A 20,035-nucleotide genomic window follows, 5' to 3' on the forward strand; every position below is an offset into this window, starting at 1 on the left:
AAAAACGAGCTTTTTAGCTCGTTTTTTTGTCTGTATACTGCACCTTCAGTAACATACCTTATTAAAGAAAAATTAAGCAAAAAAATCTTTTTGTTGCTGCTGATCTAAGTAAGTCCAAGCAATAAAGCGACTTATCTTTTGCCCTTGAGCCATTTCTACCACTTTCAGTTGCTGGACATTTTGCTTCTCCAATAGCTGTTTAAGCGGAGCAAGATTAGCGCTTTTAGAGATTAAACAAGTAAACCAACAAATTTGTTGTTTAAACAATAAACTCTCTTTGATCATTTGTTTCACAAATTGAATCTCTCCACCAGCACAACTCAATTCATGCGCCTGACCCGCAAAGTTAAGCGTCACTTTATCCGTTTTATGATTGGTCTCAGCTGGCTTTGCTTTTTTATTTAAATTCTTTAATTTTAATTGTGTCCCGGACGCAGCCTCTTCCATAGAAGCATGAAAAGGAGGGTTACACATAGAAAAAGCAAAGCGGTCATTTTTTGTTACTAAGCCCGTAAATATATTATCTTTTTCTTTCTGCTCACGGATACTCACTTTGTTTCTCAGATTTACATTTGAGCTTACTAATAAGCGCGCAGTTTTAACGGCAAGCGCATCGATATCAGCTCCAACAAAGGACCAATCATAACTACGGGCCCCTAAGATAGGATAAATACAATTTGCACCACAACCAATATCTAACCCCTTTATTTGACTGCCTGTGAGCAAACCAGATTCAACACTACCAGCTAATAAATCTGCAAGATAATGAATGTAATCCACTCTTCCTGGAATAGGTGGACATAAATATCCCGCTGGGATTTGCCAAAAGTCAATCTGATAAAAATAGGCTAATAATGCTTTATTGAGCAGCATCACTGACTTAGGATCGCTAAAATTAATGCTATCTTCACCTCTTGGCGTTAACACTAAATACTTCGACAGCTCAGGACATGCTTGAACTAAAGCAGGAAAATCATAACGACCTTGATGTTTATTACGTGGGTGTAATTGCCCTTTTTTAAACTTAGCTTTATTCATTATTATTTATATCTATTTAAATGTCATTACGGTAATCAATTAATTCGCCTTCTATGTCTAAGACTCTTCTTTGATATTCGAACTTCACCATTTGATGATCAAACTTAGGTGCAAACCAAGTAACGAAGGTGCGATCACTTTTTCTTATTTGCTCTACTCGATAAGCCTCGACCTCGCCTAACGGTGTTTTCACCATTTCTTTTCCTTTTACTTCAAAAAAGTAATGGGACACTTTAGTAGAGGTTTGCATATAAAACTCAAACAGCGTTTGACCTCTTTTCAAGCCTTCGCTAATTTGTAAATTAATCGCATTAAAATCCACAATTTGATTTCCATCACTTGTGAAAGTTGATGTTTCACCATTATTTACAATTTCAGTGCTCTGGCCCAGTTGATCAAATGTCGCAGTCATTTTTACCGTACTAAACCCTTCACTTTCACGTTGAAAATAACGACTATAGAAAAGCCCTTTGTCTTCATCCCAATCCAACTCTGACTGTTGATTCCCTCCAAAGGAAAAAAGCATAAAAGAAAAATCTGCAGCAGAATCGACAGATACCTTTGAGCCTTGCCATTGGTAAGCTTGTGTCATTTCACCTATTGACATACCTAAGTAAGAAACCTCATAAGTAAAACGTTGATTGGGTTTACCTTTTTCAACCGTCGCTGCATGGGCATGGCTCAATGACAACAATAACCCGCTGATAAACATAAAAAATCGAATTGTATTCAAATTAATTAACTCCTTGAATTTTTTTAATAATAGCAAAGATGCCGTTTGCACGAGATGGACTTAAGTGATGTAACAATCCTAAATTGCTAAAAACTTCTTCACAGTCAACCAATGCTATTTGTTGTTTTGTTTTGCCCTGAAACATCAAGGAAACCACTTTCATTAACCCTTTAACCACACGCGTATCACTGTCCATTAAAAAATCATAGTGTCCATCTCTCTCTGAAATCACTAACCAAGCACTGCTATCACAGCCTTTAACTTTATGCTCCTCTAGTTTTAGCGGTTCTGGCATAGGGGTTAATAATTTACCCAGTTGAATAATCAAGCGATATTGCTTATCCCAACCTTTATTTTCATCGAACAAGCATTGCAACTGTTCGCTGTTATGTACGTCGTTAAGTTGCACGTTATTTTTTTCCTATTTTTTCTTTCATATAACCTGAAAATAATACCAATGCACCGCTACTACCGGTTAACTCCGCACTTTTATTATTGTCTTTTCCAACCCAAGTTGTTACCACTTCATCCTGATCAAAGCCAACGAACCAGCTATCATTTAGGTTGTTCGTTGTACCCGTTTTTCCATAAAAATACTGTCCTGGATTACGCCACCTTAGACTACGAGCCGTGCCCTCAGTGGTCACTTTATGTAAAGCCGTTGATAGCTCGCCAACCGCTTCACTTGAAAAAATGCGACGAGCCGATGCACTTCGCTGATAAAGAGGAATCCCCTGACTTGATACAATAGTTCTAATCATTGTTAACGGCTTATAAACGCCACTCATACCAATGGGTTGATACATTTGTGCCACTTGAAATGGCGATAATGACACACTTCCCAATACTAAAGATGGGTAAGCAGGGATTTTTTCTTCAACCCCCATTTTATATAAGCTTTCGATAACATTATCTAAACCTATCTTCATGCCTAAGTTAACCGTAGGCACATTCAAAGAACTAACCAGTGCTTTTTCTAATGTCACTTCACCTCGGAATTTTCTATCGTAATTTTTAGGCCTCCAGCGTTGCCCAGTACTATTCTTTAGGACAATACTTCTATCATTTAGTTTATCTGATAAGTGATACCCATTATCTAGTGCGGTTAAATACACTGCCGGCTTCACTAAAGAGCCAATTGGTCTGCTTGCATCTAAGGCGCGATTAAAGCCACTAAATTTAACATCTTTACCAGATACCAAGGCACGTACTTCGGCATATTTACGATCAATAACCACCATTGCACCTTGTAAATCGTTATGATTTTTTTTCTGTACTTTATTGATGCCATTTTGGATGGCCATTTCAGCATGCTTCTGGGCAATAGGAGAAATAGACGTAAAAATAGATAAACCACTCTGCTTGCTAATGCGCGCTGGCACTTCTTTCTCTAGTTCACGATGCAGTAAACTAACAAAAGCAGGATTTGCACGATTATTAAGTGCTTTAGCATTACTTAAATTTAAAGGTGCTTTAACAGATATTCGATATTGCTCTGTACTAATATAATTATTTTGTAACATTAAACGTAATACCAAGTCTCTTCGCGCTAACGCTCGTTCAGGATTACGCCTTGGATTATAATATGATGGTCCTTTAATGATCGCGACCATTAATGCTATTTGCTCAACACGTAATTCATCGATAGGACGAGCAAAATAAAAGTCACTCGCTAACTCCACACCATAAACACCTGTTGCGCCATTTTGGGCTAGATAAACCTCGTTTAAATAGGACTCCAATATTTTATCTTTACTGTATTTATAATCTATCAGTACCGCGATATATGCTTCTTGAAACTTACGCCAAAGGCTACGCTCTCGACTTAAAAATAGGTTTTTAGCTAATTGCTGCGTTAATGTACTGCCGCCTTGTAAAGTTCGTCCTGCTTTTAAGTTGACAATAAACGCACGTAAAATAGCTAAAGGAGAGATACCTTGATGATGATAAAAGTCACGATCCTCCATCAAAATAAGAGTATTAATAAACAAGTCAGGTATCTTTTCAAATGGAACAAAAACACGATCTTGAATTTGTTTGCTATTCAATCTATCTAATAACAAAGGATCTAAGCGAAAACGTTTAATTTCCACCTGTTTTTGATTTTTTAGGCTATGCACACCATTTGCATCAAAATTAACATAAACTAATTGTGCAGGTGAGACGCGATCCGGAAAGTTAAAAGCACGTCTGTAGATAACAACCTGTTGGCCTTGTACCGCAAATTGCCCAGCGCCTTGCACCGACCTAACCGCTCTGTAGTTAAGCAATCTAAGCTCACTGATTAACGTGCTCTTAGATAATGACACCCCCTTCTCTAAGATTAATGGACGAGCGTAAAGTGTCGCAGGTAATGTCCAAGTTGAACCATCCATTCTGTTTTCAATTTTTTTATCGAAATAAATCCCAGAAATAACCATAAAAGCAATAAAGGCTAACCCTAATTTCCAGGTAATCGACCATAAGCCTTTTAATAAGCGCGTTTTAAGCGGAAGTTTAGCTTTCTTTGGCGTAGATACTTTTTTCTTTGCAGTGGTCTTTTTAACTGTCGTTTTCTTTGCCGTCGTTTTAGATGCTGCTGTTTTAACACTTTTTTTAGTGGGTGTTTTTGCCGTCGGTTTATTCGGGGTTTTTGCCATAACAGATTTATTTAACTCGTTTTTTATTAATTGCTTTTATATTTCATATCTTAACATTATGTTTCAAGATAAATATTTTTTAGTTTTAGAGGTCGCCATAGCAATCGTTGGATCATCGGGCCAAAAGTGCTTAGGGTAACGCCCTTTCATTTCTTTTTGTACCTCGCTATAAGCACCACACCAAAAAGAATGTAAATCCTGCGTTAATTGTAATGTTTTCATGGCCGGCGATAATAACGCAATTTGCAAACTAATACGTCCATTGAAAATAGTCGGCGTGTCAACTTGGCCATATAACTCCTGCATTCTAACGGATAATAAAGGCGGCAATTGTTCACGATATTGTAGTTTTATCTTCGAACCAGTTGGTACGGTAAAGGTGACTGGAAACTGCGAAGCCAACTTCTGTTGTTGAGGCCAAGTTAAGCGAGATAATAATGCAGACTTTAGATCTATTTTTTTAAATTGCTCTGGCTGCGTTATCGAAAGACAAAAAGGCGCTAACCACTCATCTAACTCACTTAATAAAGTCGCTTCGCTAAAATCAACCATCTCTTTATCACCGGCCAACTGATATTGTAAAGAAGCGTAACGTAGACGTGTTAATAAAGATTGATTCACATCATTCCAATATAAAAGCGATAACCCCTCCTGTTTAATCGCATTCAACAAGGCATCTAACTTCTGTTGTTGAGTGACATTAGATAAGGGCGTTTTATGGATAACCACTTTACCTAGCATTAAACGTCGTTCAGCAATAAGTTTATTATTTTTCAAAGACCAATTAAGGTAATTAACCTTTTCTAAATAATCAGGAAGATATACTTTTATATCCTCTAAATTAATAGGGCAAGCTTTAAAAATAAGGCTATTAGTTTGCAACTCTGGTAATGCAAGGTCAGCAACCACCAGCATACTTTCATTGACCAAGACAGAGCTCTGCATTAAACCAACACCAACCCCATTACTTAATAAATATTCATTACTTTTATTGTTTCCGCGGTTCACGGCAATTCGGTCAGGAAATGCGATGGCTAATAACACACCACAATAAGCAGTTGGTAAAATAGAAGGTGCAGTAACAGCGCATTTTCTTAACAATACTTGATATTGTGTTGTAACTTGATATGAAACAGAACTAAGCTCACTGACAATATCATCACTGCTTTTTTCATTACTTTCTAAAAATGCACAAAGTAAACAAGCTAACGCCACTAACCCGGATTGTTGATATTTTATTTCTAATTGCTGTGCAGATAACAACATATGCCCTAAACGTGGCGTTAAACCTAGCTCAATTATCTGTTCGCCATGTTTGGTGCATCGGCCTTTGTCATCAATCGCCTTTAAACTCTGCAATAATTGCCTAGCTATTTGAGCATTTTGTTTATTAGGTTGAGTCAAAAAAGGTAATTGATTTGTATCAGAGACACCCCATGCACTAACTTCTAGTAATAATGAGGTTAATTCACTGTTCAGTATAGGTGATTCATTTTGTGCCGTTAAACGCTTTTCTTTTGCCCATAATCGATAGCAAGTACCAGCACTTAACCGCCCTGCTCGTCCTGCTCTTTGTATAGCACTTGCTTCACTGATCATTTGGTCTTTTAACTTACCAATACCCGTTTGTGCTTGAAATTGAAAATTCCGTTCAATACCAGAGTCAACAACGACAGTAATACCATCAATCGTTAAGCTTGTTTCTGCTATATTGGTTGAAACAACAATTTTTCTGATATTGTTCGGTGGCGTTTGTATTGCTTTTTGCTGTTCATCTAAGCTAAGTCTGCCATACAAAGGTGCCAATAATACTGGAAGGTTATTTGTTTTTATCCAGCTCTCTAACTCACGACAACATTCAATAATCTCTTTAACGCCTGCCGCAAAAACAAGAATATTTCCCTGTTGCTCTTGGTAAGCTCGTTTAATTAAGGTAACTAATGCTTGCTGCTTATCACGTCGAGTCGCATTACTTTTCACTGTTTGATAAACATAATCAATTGGAAAAGCTCTCCCCTCACAACTTAAGTAAGCAGCGTCAGGTAGATGAGCCTGTAAACCTTGATTATCCAAGGTCGCCGACATAATCAATAATGATATATCCTCACACAGACTTGATTGTGCATCTAAGGTCAGTGCCAAGCCAAGATCTGCTTGTATATTCCTTTCATGGAACTCATCAAAAATAATTAAATCCACACCGGAGAGTTCAGGATCTTGTTGTAATAACCGAATCAGAACACCTTCTGTGACTATTTCAAGTTGGGTTTGAGCGCTCACTTTTGACTCACCACGAAGACGATAGCCTACTTTTTCTCCAACTTTTTGCCCTAGCTGATTGGCTAAATAACAAGCAATATTACGAGCAGCCAAGCGTCGAGGCTCTAGCATAATAATTTTTCCTGAAAGCCACTTCTCTTTTAACATCATTAATGGAAGGTAAGTCGACTTACCGGCACCAGGTGGGGCTTGCAGAATAACTTGTGATTTAACCAAAAGTTGATTTTTAAGATCAGATAACACACTTTTAATAGGTAACATGGATAAAACAAGCCTTAAAATTAAAAAATAACGGTCAAAAAACAATCAAAAAGTCAGCATTATCTCATGTAATCACTGTAATTATTTGTTTGACTTAGAATATTGAATTTGCTATAGATACTGCCGAAAAAAACTGATGCCTCTATTTTAGCAAAGTTTGTTCAATCTATTGTTTATATTTATAATCGTTTGATGCCTTTAAGAATTGCTTCAAGACGCATCCCAGGAAGGAAAATTTATGTCAGTAATTACAAGCAAAAAAACTCTCGGTATATTAGCAATCGCTGGAGTAGAGCCTTACCAAGAAAAACCTGGTGAAGAATACATGGGTCCGGATCAACGCGCTCACTTTACCAACATTCTTTCAGCTTGGACAACTCAACTACGTGAAGAAGTTGACCGTACTGTTGATCATATGAAAGATGAAGCCTCTAATTTTCCAGATCCCGTTGACCGTGCAACGCAAGAAGAGGAATTTAGCTTAGAGTTACGTGCTCGTGACCGTGAACGTCGCTTAATCAAGAAGATTGCAAAAACAATGAAAAAAATCGAAGAAGATGATTTTGGTTTTTGTGAATCATGCGGTATCGAAATTGGTATTCGTCGATTAGAAGCTCGTCCTACTGCTGATTTATGTATTGACTGTAAGACATTAGCTGAAATCAAAGAGAAACAAAGCATCGGTTAAATCTGGCAGCCTTCAAAGTGCTATAAGTAAATAGTTGTTTTGTTTTAAATACCTAAAACGGTTAGCCAATGCTAGCCGTTTTCTATTTTTAGGATAGATGTTGTTAAACGATAATAAACCTTATATCGGCCGTTTTGCCCCTTCCCCTTCCGGTGCCCTTCACTTCGGCTCTTTAGTTGCAGCCGTTGGCAGTTATTTGCAAGCCAAATCACAACAAGGCACTTGGCAAGTCCGTATCGAAGATATAGACCCTCCTAGAGAAGTAGAAGGTGCTAGCGCAGATATTTTAGAAACGTTACAGGCTTATGGTTTGCAATGGGACGGTGAGGTTATTTATCAGCATCAACAAAGTCACCTTTATGAACAAGTGCTTAATAATTTAAAGAGTAGAGGGCTGTGTTATGCCTGTTCTTGTACCCGTAAAATGATTAAACAACGTGGTGGATATTATCAAGGTGATTGCCGTGATAAGCAAAATCCGCATACTGGCAATGCATTACGCATTAATTTATCTTCTATCAATAACAAAACAACTTACTTTATCGATCAATTACAGGGCCACCTGCCATTAGATCCAACACAAATTAATGATGACTTTATTATTAAGCGTAAAGATGGCTTATATGCATACAATCTCGCAGTCGTTATTGATGATATACAACAAGGTGTCACGGAAATAGTCAGGGGTGCAGACCTCATTGAAACAACAGGTAAACAAATAAGTTTATATCGGTTACTCGATGCAGATATCCCAACTTATGTTCATTTACCACTAGCAGTGACAGAGCCAGGGCTAAAACTATCTAAACAAAACCATGCAGTTGCTGTTAATAAACAAGATCCAGTGCCGACATTAAAACAGGTATTAGCTTTTTTAGGTCATACGGTGCCTGAACATATACCTCAACACACTTGTAGAGAAGTATTAAATTGGGCAATAGCAAACTGGTCATTGCAAAAAGTACCCAAAAAACAAGAAATTCCAATTTAGAGACTAATTAACAGTTTGAAATAGAAACACTTTTACTATATTTAAATTTAATTTGTTTTTACTATTCATCGCACATAAAATAAGCGCATTATTTTATGACTAATTCCATCTATATAGATGCAGAGGACAGAGCTATTAAACGCTTAAGCAAACTCGTAAAAAAAGTATTTCAAAAGAAACAAACAACCGATACAAAAGTGTCGCTAGATCAATATAAGATCCCGCGCTCTGAACACTCTATTTCTAGAAACGATATTGATGAAAATGCACTCAAGGTATTATATCGTTTACATAATGCAGGTTATCGAGCACTACTCGTCGGTGGAGGAGTACGCGATCTTTTATTAGGTTTAAAACCAAAAGATTTTGATATCACCACAAATGCAACTCCTGAAGAAGTGAAAGCATTGTTCAGAAACTGCCGCTTAATTGGAAGACGATTTCGTCTTGCGCATATTTTATTTGGTAGAGAAATCATTGAAGTTGCAACCTTCCGTGGCCATCATGATCAAGCAGAGCAAGACAAACAAAAAGTAAAACAATCTCAAGAAGGCATGTTATTACGTGATAATGTTTATGGGTCTTTAGAAGAAGATGCAGAGCGCCGTGATTTCACCGTCAATGCTTTATACTATGATATTGCAGACTTTTCTCTTTATGATTTCTGTGGTGGCATGAATGACTTAGCTCAACGTCGTTTAACTCTAATTGGCGATCCTGAAGTCAGGTATCGTGAAGACCCTGTACGTATGTTACGTGCAATTCGCTTTGCAGCTAAATTGGACCTTTCAATAAGCGATGAATGTGCAGAGCCAATTCGTCGCCTAGCGTCATTATTGCAAGATATTCCACCTGCACGCCACTTTGATGAAGTGATCAAACTTTTATTATCAGGGCAAGGCTTAGAAACCTACCGCCTGTTAAAAGAATATAAGTTATTGCCAGTCTTGTTCCCTATTTTATTTAAAGGTGGTGAAGATGACAAAGCCACTAAAATGATTGAACAAGCATTAATTGATACTGACAAACGCATTGCTAAAGGTTTACGTGTTACACCAGCTTATATTTATGCAGTTATGCTTTGGTACCCACTTGAGCAACGCGCTCAAGAGATGAGCTTTGAAAGTGGTATCGAATTACACGATGCATTTATGTTGGCAATGAACGAAGTATTAAATATCCAAGTTAAAACCATTGCTATTCCAAAACGTTTTACTGCCGCAATCAGAGATATTTGGGTATTACAGCAGCGCTTACCAAGGTTTGGCGGCAAACGTGCTCAACGTGTTTATGCACACGAAAAGTTTAGAGCAGCTTTTGACTTTTTATCTTTACGTGCTCGTGTTGAACAAAGTCGCGAATTAGCAGAGTTAACAGCATGGTGGGAAGAGTACCAAGTACATAACAAACTACCCGAGCATAACTATGCGCGTAATAACGTTAACAAGGCTAAAGAATTTAAGCCTGATGCAAACAAACCAGCGAAAAAGCGCCGTTACAGTAAACCTAAACGTAAACCTGCAGCGAGCAAAAAACATGATTAGTTATATTGCAATTGGCAGTAATCAAGCGGATCCTATTCAGCAAGCAAAGCAAGCCATTACAGCACTTAATGATATTAAAGAGACGAGTTTAATTAGTTGCTCGTCTTTGTATTGCAGTGCTCCAATGGGCCCTCAAGATCAACCTGACTATATTAATGCAGTCGCTGCAATAGAAACTAACTTATCTGCTATTGCGTTATTAGATGCATTACAAGCAATAGAACAATCACAAGGTAGAGAACGCAAAGAAGAGCGTTGGGGACCAAGAACGTTAGACTTGGATATTCTACTTTATGCTGATCAAATAATTGATCAACCTCGCTTAACTGTCCCACATTATGGGATGAAGGAACGCGAGTTTGTACTATATCCTTTATTTGAAATCGCACCAGAATTAACCATGCCTGACGGGACTGCTTTAAGCGAAATGCTTAAACGTTGCGACAAAAATGGTTTAACCTCTATTACCAGTTGAATTTATTGATTCCCCCAGTAAAATCACTGACCAATCAACGACAGCTAGTTAGGAGCAATCATGGCTAAAATAAGCGTTTCTCGTTTAGCTAAAATGAAGCAAGAGCAAGAAAAAATCACCTGTATTACAGCATATGATGCAAGCTTTGCTGCTATATTTGATCAAGCAGGTATTCAAGTTTTATTAGTGGGCGACTCACTAGGTATGGTACTACAGGGGCATGACTCAACCCTGCCTGTCACTGTTGAAGATATTGCTTATCACACAGCTTCAGTGGCAAGCACGACTGAGAAGTCATTAATCATTGCTGATTTACCCTTTATGTCTTACTCCACCCCTGAACAAACTTATAATAATGCAGCGACACTGATGCGCTCAGGCGCCAATATGGTGAAGTTAGAAGGTGGTACTTGGTTATCAAGCTCAATCGCCGGCTTAATTGAACGAGGCATTCCTGTTTGTGGCCATTTAGGGTTAACGCCGCAATCTGTCAATGTATTTGGAGGCTATAAAGTACAAGGTCGTGAAAAGGGAGAAGCTGATAAATTAATCCATGATGCGCTTGCTTTACAAGAAGCAGGTATTCAATTGCTTGTTCTAGAGTGTGTGCCTGTTGGTCTAGCAAAACGTGTTACTGAGGCTTTAGATATCCCAGTGATTGGTATAGGTGCAGGAACTGAGACTGATGGACAAATTTTAGTGATGCATGATGCATTTGGTATTTCTGCAGGTTTTTGTCCAAAATTTTCTAAAAATTTCTTAGTTGAAACCGGTGATATCAGACGTGCTGTCGAACTCTATAAAGAGCAAGTAGAAAACAAAATTTTCCCAGGTGCTGAACATAGCTTTTTCTAGTCTAAATAAGATTGATAAAAACCTATTCACTGAGTGATTAAACTTGAATAGACAAAATACTGATTAAGGGTTTGTAATGCAAATCATTGAAGATCCAAAGCAACTTCGTAATGAAATTAAAAAGCTTAAAAGCCAAGGCCATGAAATTGGTTTCGTGCCAACAATGGGCAATTTACACCAAGGTCATTTAACGTTAGTTAAAAAAGCGCAGGAATACGCCAACATAAGCGTGGTCAGTATTTTCGTTAACCCATTACAATTTAATAATGCCAACGACCTTGCTAATTACCCAAAAACTTTAACAGAAGATTGCCGTAAATTAAAAGAAGCTGGTGTTGATATTGTGTTTACGCCTAGCGCTGATGTTATTTACCCAAATGGTTTAAACGCTCAAACATTTGTAGAAGTACCGGTTATCTCTGACCGTTTAGAAGGTGAATTACGCCCTGGTCATTTCCGAGGAGTCAGTACTATTGTTGCTAAGCTGTTCAATTTAGTACAGCCTGACCTCGCATGCTTCGGTAAAAAAGACTTCCAACAACTCGCCGTTATCCAACAGATGGTAATTGATCTGGCTATGCCAATTGAGATTATCCCTGTGGATACCGTAAGAGAAGAAAGTGGTTTAGCAATGAGCTCTCGAAATGGCAAATTAACAGCTCAAGAAAAACAAATAGCTCCCAACCTAGCGAGTGTGATGACCGAACTCGCTCACAACATCAAAGCGGACCTAAGAAATTATAAACAATTCATCAAAGATGCTAGTCAAATCTTAGATCAAGCTGGCTTTAAAACAGATAAAATCCATGTTGTTGAACCAAATACATTAACGCCACTAAATGCCAATAGTAAACAAGCAGTGGTATTAATGGCTGCGTTCTTAGGTGAAACTCGATTGATTGATAACTTAGTTATTGATTTATAATATTAAATTTCACTTTGTCGTCGCCGACATTGAGTATCGATACATTTTAAAATAATTAAAGGTTTTGTATGAAAAAAACATTATTAACGGGTAAATTACACCAAGCACGTGTGACTGAAGCACAGTTAAATTACGAAGGTTCATGCGCAATTGATCAAGAGTTACTTGAGCAAGCTGGCATTTTAGAATATGAACAAATTGAAATTTACAATATTGATAACGGTAACCGTTTTTCCACTTACGCAATAGTAGGAGAACGCGGCTCTAAAATCATTTCTGTAAATGGAGCTGCAGCACGTCAAGCAGCTGTTGGCGATCGTGTTATTATTTGTACATATGCAAGTATGGACGCAGAAGAAATTGCCACTCATAAACCAAACCTTGTGTACTTAGATCAAGATAATAATATTGTTCGCACAAGTAAAGACGTACCTGTACAAGTCGCTTAATCGAACAAGCCCCCTCTTTTCTAAGCCGTTAATATCAATTTAACGGCTTTTTTATTGCCTTTCCTTTTTTGTAATTAAAAATACACCATCGGCTAATCTCAAAAAATGTGATAACGTTAAATCAATGGATTTATACTTTTCAGTCGAGGGAACAACATGAAAATAGTTATCGCACCTGATTCATATAAAGAAAGTTTAACTGCTAAACAAGTTTGTATCGCTATTGAAACAGGCTTCAAAAGAGTCTTTCCTGACGCTCAATATATATTAGTGCCTGTCGCAGATGGTGGCGAAGGGACAGTGCAATCATTAGTTGATGCAACACAAGGACAAGTCAATAACCTGCAAGTTACCGGGCCGATTGGTAAAGCTGTAGATGCTTTTTATGGATTATTGGGTGATAACTCTAATACTGCCGTTATTGAAATGGCTGCAGCAAGCGGCTTACATCATGTACCAGAACATGCTAGAGATCCTAAACTTACTTCAAGTTATGGTACAGGTGAGTTAATTAAGGCGGCATTAGATGACGGGGCTAAAAAGATAATTATTGGTTTAGGCGGTAGCGCAACCAATGATGGTGGTATGGGCATGATGAGTGCGCTAGGCGTTCGCTTTTTAGATGAAAATGACCAAGTCATTACAGCGAATGGCGCCGGCTTACAAGATATCGTCAAAATTGACACAAGCGAAATAGATCCTCGACTCCAAGATTGTGAAGTATTAGTTGCTTGTGATGTTGATAATCCTTTATGTGGAGAACGTGGTGCCACCCATGTATTTGGCCCTCAAAAAGGGGCAACAGATCAAGATATAGCATTGCTTGATAAGGCTTTACTACATTATGGTCAGTGTATTCAACAGCAACTCTCTATTGATGTCTTACACACTCCGGGATCAGGTGCAGCCGGTGGGATGGGAGCGGCTTTATTGGCTTTTGCTAAAGCAACGTTAAAACCAGGCATAGAGTTAGTATTAGAAGCTGTCAAGTTACATGAAGATATGCAAGAGACTGATTTAGTGATCACCGGTGAAGGTCGTATTGATCATCAAACTGTTTTTGGAAAAACACCAATGGGTGTCGCAAAAGTTGCTAAAGAATACGCTATTCCCGTGATCGGTATTGCAGGTAGTTTAGGAAAAGATCATCAAGCCGTTTATGGTTGTGGAATTGATGCTGTTTTTGCTTCAGTACCTGGAGCAATGACATTACAACAAGCCTTTGCAGATGCAAAAGTTAATGTTGAAAATGTCGCTGAAAATATAGCGCAACTATGGTCTTTAAAGGCCCTATAAAAAGCATATAGAAATAACGCTATGTTGAAAAATCAACATAGCGTTTCTCTTTAATTCACAATAATAAACTGTAAATCGCTCTTTTATGGCTTTTTAAATAATGAATGATAAAGCGACTTAAAGTATTGTCGGCGCTCATTTAATAAAAGAAGCGATAAACCAATGTAAATGCTTGGTTCTATTAAACCGGATTTTACAGACCAATAATAATGCACTATTCCTAATACTAGAGCGACATATACCCAGCGATGTAAGGTAAACCAAGCTTTCTTCATTCGCTTTCTGATTGCATTTATAGAAGTAATACTTAATAGTAATAAGATACTCCATGCTGCCATACCTAAGGTGAGATAAGGACGTTTGATTATCTCCTCGATTAATAAACCTACTTGCCAATTTAGCTCTAACCAAATAAATGCAGTAAGGTGTAAGCAAATCCACACAAAACTGTATAAACCAAGCACCCTTCTTAATCTTATTAGTAACGGTTGTTTAAAACGTTTAGCAAGCGGCGTAATAGCAAGTGTAATTAATAGGTAGTTGAGCCCCGTTTTCCCTAGAAAGTGAATCATCTCCTTAACTGGGTCAGCACCTAAACGATTACTATCAATCAATATATAAAAATATAATAAAGTAGATAATGAAGCTAAATGAATAATAGCTTTTATTAAGGTGATCGCTAATGGTGGAATTTTAAACATTTATAATACCCGGTCACAATTAAAAATAACGTTTTAAATCAATATCTTTATATAAGCTAGCCACTTCTTCTTCATAACCATTAAACATTAGCGTTGGTTTTCGTGACTGCTGAAAAACATTGCCTTCACCAATAAACCGTTCACTTGCTTGACTCCAACGAGGATGATCTACATTAGGGTTAACATTAGCAAAGAAGCCGTACTCATTAGGTCCAATTGCTTGCCATGTATTGATCGGCATTTTATCGGTGACAGTGATCTTGACGATCGATTTAATACTTTTGAAACCATATTTCCATGGCACGACTAAGCGAATAGGTGCACCGTTTTGTGGGGCTAAGGTTTTTCCATATAAACCAACTGACATTAAGACCAACGGGTTCATCGCTTCTGCGATGGTTAAGGCTTCAACGTAAGGAAAATCAATACTTCCGCCTACATAGCGAGATTTTTGTCCGCGCATCTGTTCAGGATCGTAAACCGTTTCAAAACGCACAAACTTGGCATTTGATTTAATGCCTGCTTGCTTTAATAAAGAGGCTAAAGTAAAGCCTAACCAAGGTATATTCATTGACCAAGCTTCTACGCAACGCATACGATACAAGCGTTCTTCTATCTCAAACTTTTTCAGTAAATCTTCATAATAAAGTGTCATTGGATTATCAACTAAACCTTCAATAGACAATGACCATGGATCAACTTGAAACTGTTGCCCATATTGAGATGGATCGCCCTTTCCTGTACCAAACTCATAAAAGTTATTATATTGCAGTATCTTATCTTCAGGGGTTAATGGCGTTAATGATTGGAAATCAGCGTTTTTCGTGGCATTTAATGGAGTGCGTTTAAAGGTACCACTGTCACCACCTCCACTCTTATCATCACTTGAAAAAAGATCAAAAACACTGGCGTTAGCAAAAGAGGTGAAAGGTGCAGATAAAGCAGTTAGTCCTAATCCTTTAATAATATTACGACGATCTTTATAAACGGATTCGCTGGTAAGCTGGGATTCTTTTAACTGGGATTTTTTAGTGTGTTTTATAAGCATATCTAACCCTCTCTAAGTTGAGTTAAGATAGACCTATAAAACACCTATTTAATTTCATTTTATTTAAAATAATTACAAGTCACTTGTTAGGCGCAATGATGCTTGCCCGCTTGCCCAATATTTTCTTTCAAAGGGTGTAATGGCTTTTTCAGCAGTATAAAGTTCAGTATCACTTTCTATATTAGCTAATGCCAACGCACGTTGAAACTCCTCAACATAAGTAAACCAATTACTTCTTAAGTCTAACTGCCCTCCCAATTTAATTATCGAAGGAAAAACAGCACTACCATGCCATCGTCTTTGTAAATGCTTAGCTTTAGGCCAAGGGTTTGGGTAAAGAAGATAATGATGCGATAACGTCCAATTTGCCTCTACAGCAAGACGCCAAAAGTCATTTAAATTAACCTGTAATAGCTGATAATTCCCTAAGTCTTCTTTATCAAGGGGGTGCTTAGACAAGCGATCAGCAGATTTATCCATACCCAATATAATTGCCTCTGGGTGCATCTTCGCGATATGATAAGTACTTTCACCTACACCACAACACGAGTCAAAAATTATCGGCTTTCCTTGCTGCTCCACCCACTTCTCAACTTCTTTAAAAGCTTCTAATGTATGTGTTTGATAAGGCTTTTTAAAGTCATGTTGCAGATGTTTTAATACAACTTCATCCAGCTTTTCATTCAAACCTTGTTGATTAGATGTGATCACTCTTGAATCACCTACTGTCTCAATCATGTGCGGATACCTATGCCTTTTTGTAACAGAATATAAAGCAGTGAATAAGTCACAGCAATGAAACTAAAAATCACAACAAATGACCACATAATTGGTACATCTGATACACCTAAGAAACCGTATCGGAATGCATTAATCATATAAAAAACAGGGTTAAAATGTGACACCCCTTGCCAAAACTCAGGTAACAAGGATATTGAGTAAAATACACCACCAAGATAAGTTAACGGTGTTAAAACAAATGTAGGGATAATACTAATATCATCAAATGTTTTAGCAAAAACGGCATTTAACAAACCACCCAGTGAAAATAAAATTGAAGTACATAACACACTCACGATCAATACAAAGATATTGTGTATATGTAAATCAACAAAGAACAGTGACACTAAAGTAACAATTAGCCCAACCATCAAACCACGTGCAACACCTCCCCCAATATAACCTAAAATAATCAGATAATTAGGAACAGGCGCAACCAACAGCTCTTCTATATTATGCTGTAACTTAGCGCTGAAAAATGAAGAAGCTACATTAGAATAAGAATTAGTAATCACCGACATCATAATTAAACCAGGAACAATAAAAGCCATATAGCTAAAGCCGTTCATTTCACCAATTCTTGAGCCAATTAAATTACCAAAGATAATAAAATACAAAGACATTGTAATTGCCGGTGGCACCAATGTTTGTATCCAAATACGTAAAAAACGATTGATTTCTTTTGTCCAAATACTTTTTACTGCGATGATATATTGCTTATTTAGCATCGATAACTCCATTTTTTACTAATTCTAAAAATAGCTCTTCTAAACGATTAGATTTATTTCTTAAGCTTTTGACTGAAATACCGCGTGCAGTTAATAACTCAAACACTTCATTTAATGATTGAGAATTTGCTAACTCTAATTCAACGGTCGATTCATCCAGTGCCTTTAAACTATATTCAGAACTTTTAGGAAGTTGAATCGAAGAATCAACATCTAGAATAAAAGTTTCTTTATCTAATCGACTTAATAACTTCTTCATACTGGTATTAATCACTAACTCACCTTGATTAATAATCCCAATATTACGACATAAGCTTTCAGCTTCTTCTAAGTAATGTGTCGTTAGAATAATAGTCACGCCTTTCTTATTAAGATCTGTTAAAAAGTCCCACATAGAACGTCTTAACTCGATATCAACACCAGCGGTTGGTTCATCTAAAATTAATAATTTAGGTTCATGCATTAATGCTCTAGCAATCATTAATCGTCGTTTCATCCCACCAGATAATTCTCTCGCAGGCTCGTTACGTTTACCCCAAAGATCTAATTGCTTAAGGTACTTTTCAGCGCGTATATAAGCTTCTTTACGTGGCGTGCCATAATAACCTGCTTGGTTAACTAATATCTGTAGAGGTGGCTCAAATTGATTAAAGTTAAACTCTTGAGGCACTAAGCCAATTTGGCTTTTGGCAAGCTCTAGTTGAGAGTCTAAGTCATAACCAAAAATACGAACACTGCCGGTAGTTTTATTAACTAAAGAAGAAATAATCCCAATAGTCGTCGATTTCCCAGCCCCGTTTGGGCCAAGTAATGCATAAAAGTCGCCTTCTTTTACTTCCAGAGAAACACCTTTGAGAGCGATAACCCCACCTTTATAGGTTTTGGTAATATTGTTCAGTTCAATTGCATTCATACAATAAAAGCCTTAATGAAATATGCACAGAAACAGTGATTTTTCTGTAATAAGTGGAATAGATAAATAATCAAGAATTGTATCATTAAATAATGAGGATATAAGGTTTAAACGGACAAATAACAAGGATCTTTGCTATTATAAAAAATACATTAATCATCATACAATAGCTCAATTTAGATCCATTGAAGTTAAGGTTTACAAATACATATGAACAAAGAAGCCCCTGGAAATAAAAAAATATTCGGCCTAGCGTGGCCTATCGCAATGAATGCCATTTTATTACAATTAATATTAGTTATTGATACGGTATTAGTTACGCCGCTAGGGGAAGAAGCATTAGCGGCTATGGGGATTGCAGCGAGCGTAGCAGGTATTATTTTAGGTCTTTTATTTGCTTTTTCTAATGGTACGCAACTTATTATCGCGCAAGCTTTTGGTGCAGGAAATCACCTAGCCGTTAGCCAAGGTTTTCGTTCGGGACGTTTTGTTAACAGTGTTATATCGTTGGTTGGTATTATTGTTATTTTTACTGTATCAAAACCTCTCATTAATATGATTGCAGACTCCGAATCAATTGCATTAATGTCTTACCATTACTTACAAACTTTTTCATTAGTCACTATTGGTGTAGCACTCTCCCAAAATATTACCGTGTACTTTAATGCAACAGGTAATAGCCGTATTCCATTTTATGCCAATATCATTGAAATTCCTGTTAATGTAGTGGTAAGTCTTATCTTTATTTACGGTTTAATTGGGCTTCCAGAACTTGGTTTAGTGGGCGCAGCAATTGGTAGTACCGTCGCAGTCTCTTGTCGTACACTGTTTTTATTAATGTTCTATTTAAAACAGCAAGATGAGAAAAAAACTGATACTCAAAAACTGACTAAAGAAAACGTTAAATATCACCTCAAATATGCAACACCAATAGCAGGTACGTTTGTTAGCTCTGTGATAGCGGTTAGTATTTGTATGCTTATCTATGCAAAACTCGGTGTTAATCAATTTGCAGCATTAACACTGATCGCACCATGGGTAAAAATCTCTGGTCAACTATCAACGGCTTGGGCACAAGCAACCAGCATTATTGTTGGTCAATTACTCGGTAATAAATCATTAGATTTGGTAGATGGTGTTATCAGTAAAGCTTGGCGCGTTTCATTTTATATCAGTGTTGTCATTGCATTAGCTTACGTCACAATGTTTTATCTTTTCAAACTCATTTACCCAGAGCTTCAACAAGAGACAGTGGACACCCTTTGGCAATTCGTCCCAATTTTATTCATATTAGCTTTTGTAAGAACGACTAACACTTTCTGTGGCAATGTATTAAGAGCAGGCGGAGATGCAACACATGTTTTTAAAATACATGCCTATACACAATGGTTGATTATAGTTCCTCTTTCAGCTCTCTTCGTACTTCACTGGCAATTAAGTGTATTTTGGGTATTCGCATTAACCCTATTAGAAGAAATAATTAAAAGCGTCCCCTTCCACTTAAGAATGTTGGGTGGGAAGTGGAAAAGAAGTTTAGTTTAAAATACGCCCCCTTTTCTCCTTTATCGCTGTGCCGAGGTAAAAGCTAAGTAATCACCCAACACATGCATCAAGTGATGTATGTGTTGCTGAATTATAATACCAATTCCGTTAAAGATGTGATCTAATGTTCATATTCAAAGGAGATGATA

The 20,035-nt window shown here is 37.2% G+C and carries 19 protein-coding genes; 9 read left to right on the forward strand and 10 right to left on the reverse strand.

Features of this window, described 5'->3' with window-relative positions; all coding sequences use genetic code 11:
• Positions 1-72: 72 nt before the first annotated feature.
• From rlmF to hrpB, 5 genes are all read right to left on the reverse strand, one after another.
• A complete protein-coding gene (rlmF, locus tag V6256_RS08610) occupies positions 73-1,038 on the reverse strand; it encodes a 23S rRNA (adenine(1618)-N(6))-methyltransferase RlmF (protein WP_341597780.1) in 966 nt (321 codons plus the stop codon).
• A 16-nt stretch (positions 1,039-1,054) separates the two neighbouring features.
• On the reverse strand, positions 1,055-1,771 hold the full coding sequence (locus V6256_RS08615) for a DUF3108 domain-containing protein (RefSeq protein WP_341597782.1): 717 nt from the start codon (positions 1,769-1,771) through the stop codon (positions 1,055-1,057).
• 1 nt (position 1,772) lies between these two features.
• Positions 1,773-2,180, reverse strand: a complete 408-nt coding sequence (locus V6256_RS08620; protein ID WP_341597783.1) for a SufE family protein — start codon at positions 2,178-2,180, stop codon at positions 1,773-1,775.
• A 1-nt stretch (position 2,181) separates the two neighbouring features.
• A complete protein-coding gene (gene mrcB, locus V6256_RS08625) occupies positions 2,182-4,410 on the reverse strand; it encodes a penicillin-binding protein 1B (RefSeq protein WP_341597785.1) in 2,229 nt (742 codons plus the stop codon).
• A 63-nt stretch (positions 4,411-4,473) separates the two neighbouring features.
• Positions 4,474-6,951: an ATP-dependent helicase HrpB gene (gene hrpB / locus V6256_RS08630; RefSeq protein ID WP_341597787.1), complete on the reverse strand. Its 2,478-nt coding sequence runs from the start codon at positions 6,949-6,951 to the stop codon at positions 4,474-4,476.
• A 238-nt stretch (positions 6,952-7,189) separates the two neighbouring features.
• Between hrpB and dksA the strand changes: the two genes are divergently transcribed.
• The 8 genes from dksA (at position 7,190) to V6256_RS08670 (ending at position 14,174) form a co-directional block, all read left to right on the forward strand.
• The gene (gene dksA / locus V6256_RS08635; RefSeq protein WP_341597789.1) at positions 7,190-7,639 is read left to right on the forward strand and encodes an RNA polymerase-binding protein DksA; all 450 of its coding nucleotides are present in this window, start codon (positions 7,190-7,192) and stop codon (positions 7,637-7,639) included.
• 97 nt (positions 7,640-7,736) lie between these two features.
• Complete coding sequence (gene gluQRS / locus V6256_RS08640) at positions 7,737-8,630, forward strand: tRNA glutamyl-Q(34) synthetase GluQRS (protein WP_341597791.1); 894 nt, start codon at positions 7,737-7,739, stop codon at positions 8,628-8,630.
• 95 nt (positions 8,631-8,725) lie between these two features.
• Positions 8,726-10,174: a polynucleotide adenylyltransferase PcnB gene (gene pcnB / locus V6256_RS08645; protein WP_341597793.1), complete on the forward strand. Its 1,449-nt coding sequence runs from the start codon at positions 8,726-8,728 to the stop codon at positions 10,172-10,174.
• Complete coding sequence (gene folK, locus V6256_RS08650; protein WP_341597796.1) at positions 10,167-10,649, forward strand: 2-amino-4-hydroxy-6-hydroxymethyldihydropteridine diphosphokinase; 483 nt, start codon at positions 10,167-10,169, stop codon at positions 10,647-10,649. Before pcnB ends, folK begins: the two co-directional genes overlap by 8 nt.
• 60 nt (positions 10,650-10,709) lie before the next feature.
• On the forward strand, positions 10,710-11,504 hold the full coding sequence (gene panB, locus V6256_RS08655) for a 3-methyl-2-oxobutanoate hydroxymethyltransferase (RefSeq protein WP_341597798.1): 795 nt from the start codon (positions 10,710-10,712) through the stop codon (positions 11,502-11,504).
• Positions 11,505-11,580: 76 nt separating this feature from the next.
• A complete protein-coding gene (gene panC / locus V6256_RS08660; RefSeq protein WP_341597800.1) occupies positions 11,581-12,429 on the forward strand; it encodes a pantoate--beta-alanine ligase in 849 nt (282 codons plus the stop codon).
• Positions 12,430-12,497: 68 nt separating this feature from the next.
• The gene (gene panD / locus V6256_RS08665) at positions 12,498-12,878 is read left to right on the forward strand and encodes an aspartate 1-decarboxylase (RefSeq protein WP_341597802.1); all 381 of its coding nucleotides are present in this window, start codon (positions 12,498-12,500) and stop codon (positions 12,876-12,878) included.
• 156 nt (positions 12,879-13,034) lie between these two features.
• Positions 13,035-14,174, forward strand: coding sequence for a glycerate kinase (locus V6256_RS08670; RefSeq protein WP_341597804.1), 1,140 nt, complete (start codon positions 13,035-13,037; stop codon positions 14,172-14,174).
• An 83-nt stretch (positions 14,175-14,257) separates the two neighbouring features.
• On the opposite strand, the gene V6256_RS08675 is transcribed toward V6256_RS08670, so the two are convergent.
• From V6256_RS08675 to V6256_RS08695, 5 genes are all read right to left on the reverse strand, one after another.
• Positions 14,258-14,875, reverse strand: coding sequence for a protein-methionine-sulfoxide reductase heme-binding subunit MsrQ (locus V6256_RS08675; RefSeq protein ID WP_341597806.1), 618 nt, complete (start codon positions 14,873-14,875; stop codon positions 14,258-14,260).
• A gap of 19 nt (positions 14,876-14,894) precedes the next feature.
• Entirely contained in the window at positions 14,895-15,923 is a 1,029-nt protein-coding gene (gene msrP / locus V6256_RS08680; protein WP_341597808.1) for a protein-methionine-sulfoxide reductase catalytic subunit MsrP, read from the reverse strand.
• A gap of 72 nt (positions 15,924-15,995) precedes the next feature.
• Entirely contained in the window at positions 15,996-16,661 is a 666-nt protein-coding gene (gene trmB / locus V6256_RS08685) for a tRNA (guanine(46)-N(7))-methyltransferase TrmB (RefSeq protein ID WP_341597809.1), read from the reverse strand.
• Positions 16,658-17,431: an ABC transporter permease gene (locus tag V6256_RS08690; protein ID WP_341597811.1), complete on the reverse strand. Its 774-nt coding sequence runs from the start codon at positions 17,429-17,431 to the stop codon at positions 16,658-16,660. Before V6256_RS08690 ends, trmB begins: the two co-directional genes overlap by 4 nt.
• Positions 17,421-18,344: an ABC transporter ATP-binding protein gene (locus tag V6256_RS08695; RefSeq protein ID WP_341597813.1), complete on the reverse strand. Its 924-nt coding sequence runs from the start codon at positions 18,342-18,344 to the stop codon at positions 17,421-17,423. Before V6256_RS08695 ends, V6256_RS08690 begins: the two co-directional genes overlap by 11 nt.
• Positions 18,345-18,554: 210 nt before the next feature.
• Between V6256_RS08695 and V6256_RS08700 the strand changes: the two genes are divergently transcribed.
• A complete protein-coding gene (locus V6256_RS08700; RefSeq protein ID WP_341597815.1) occupies positions 18,555-19,886 on the forward strand; it encodes an MATE family efflux transporter in 1,332 nt (443 codons plus the stop codon).
• The last annotated feature ends 149 nt before the right edge of the window (positions 19,887-20,035 follow it).

This window comes from Psychromonas aquatilis, assembly GCF_038155185.1.
Classification (GTDB): domain Bacteria; phylum Pseudomonadota; class Gammaproteobacteria; order Enterobacterales; family Psychromonadaceae; genus Psychromonas; species Psychromonas aquatilis.

Excerpts from the sequence above, each read along its gene's own strand:
- rlmF (WP_341597780.1), bottom strand. The coding sequence starts at position 1,038 with ATGAATAAAGCTAAGTTTAAAAAAGGGCAATTACACCCACGTAATAAA.
- mrcB (WP_341597785.1), bottom strand. The coding sequence starts at position 4,410 with ATGGCAAAAACCCCGAATAAACCGACGGCAAAAACACCCACTAAAAAA.
- hrpB (WP_341597787.1), bottom strand. The coding sequence starts at position 6,951 with ATGTTACCTATTAAAAGTGTGTTATCTGATCTTAAAAATCAACTTTTG.
- dksA (WP_341597789.1), top strand. The coding sequence starts at position 7,190 with ATGTCAGTAATTACAAGCAAAAAAACTCTCGGTATATTAGCAATCGCT.
- gluQRS (WP_341597791.1), top strand. The coding sequence starts at position 7,737 with ATGTTGTTAAACGATAATAAACCTTATATCGGCCGTTTTGCCCCTTCC.
- pcnB (WP_341597793.1), top strand. The coding sequence starts at position 8,726 with ATGACTAATTCCATCTATATAGATGCAGAGGACAGAGCTATTAAACGC.
- folK (WP_341597796.1), top strand. The coding sequence starts at position 10,167 with ATGATTAGTTATATTGCAATTGGCAGTAATCAAGCGGATCCTATTCAG.
- panB (WP_341597798.1), top strand. The coding sequence starts at position 10,710 with ATGGCTAAAATAAGCGTTTCTCGTTTAGCTAAAATGAAGCAAGAGCAA.
- panC (WP_341597800.1), top strand. The coding sequence starts at position 11,581 with ATGCAAATCATTGAAGATCCAAAGCAACTTCGTAATGAAATTAAAAAG.
- panD (WP_341597802.1), top strand. The coding sequence starts at position 12,498 with ATGAAAAAAACATTATTAACGGGTAAATTACACCAAGCACGTGTGACT.
- V6256_RS08670 (WP_341597804.1), top strand. The coding sequence starts at position 13,035 with ATGAAAATAGTTATCGCACCTGATTCATATAAAGAAAGTTTAACTGCT.
- V6256_RS08675 (WP_341597806.1), bottom strand. The coding sequence starts at position 14,875 with ATGTTTAAAATTCCACCATTAGCGATCACCTTAATAAAAGCTATTATT.
- msrP (WP_341597808.1), bottom strand. The coding sequence starts at position 15,923 with ATGCTTATAAAACACACTAAAAAATCCCAGTTAAAAGAATCCCAGCTT.
- trmB (WP_341597809.1), bottom strand. The coding sequence starts at position 16,661 with ATGATTGAGACAGTAGGTGATTCAAGAGTGATCACATCTAATCAACAA.
- V6256_RS08690 (WP_341597811.1), bottom strand. The coding sequence starts at position 17,431 with ATGCTAAATAAGCAATATATCATCGCAGTAAAAAGTATTTGGACAAAA.
- V6256_RS08695 (WP_341597813.1), bottom strand. The coding sequence starts at position 18,344 with ATGAATGCAATTGAACTGAACAATATTACCAAAACCTATAAAGGTGGG.
- V6256_RS08700 (WP_341597815.1), top strand. The coding sequence starts at position 18,555 with ATGAACAAAGAAGCCCCTGGAAATAAAAAAATATTCGGCCTAGCGTGG.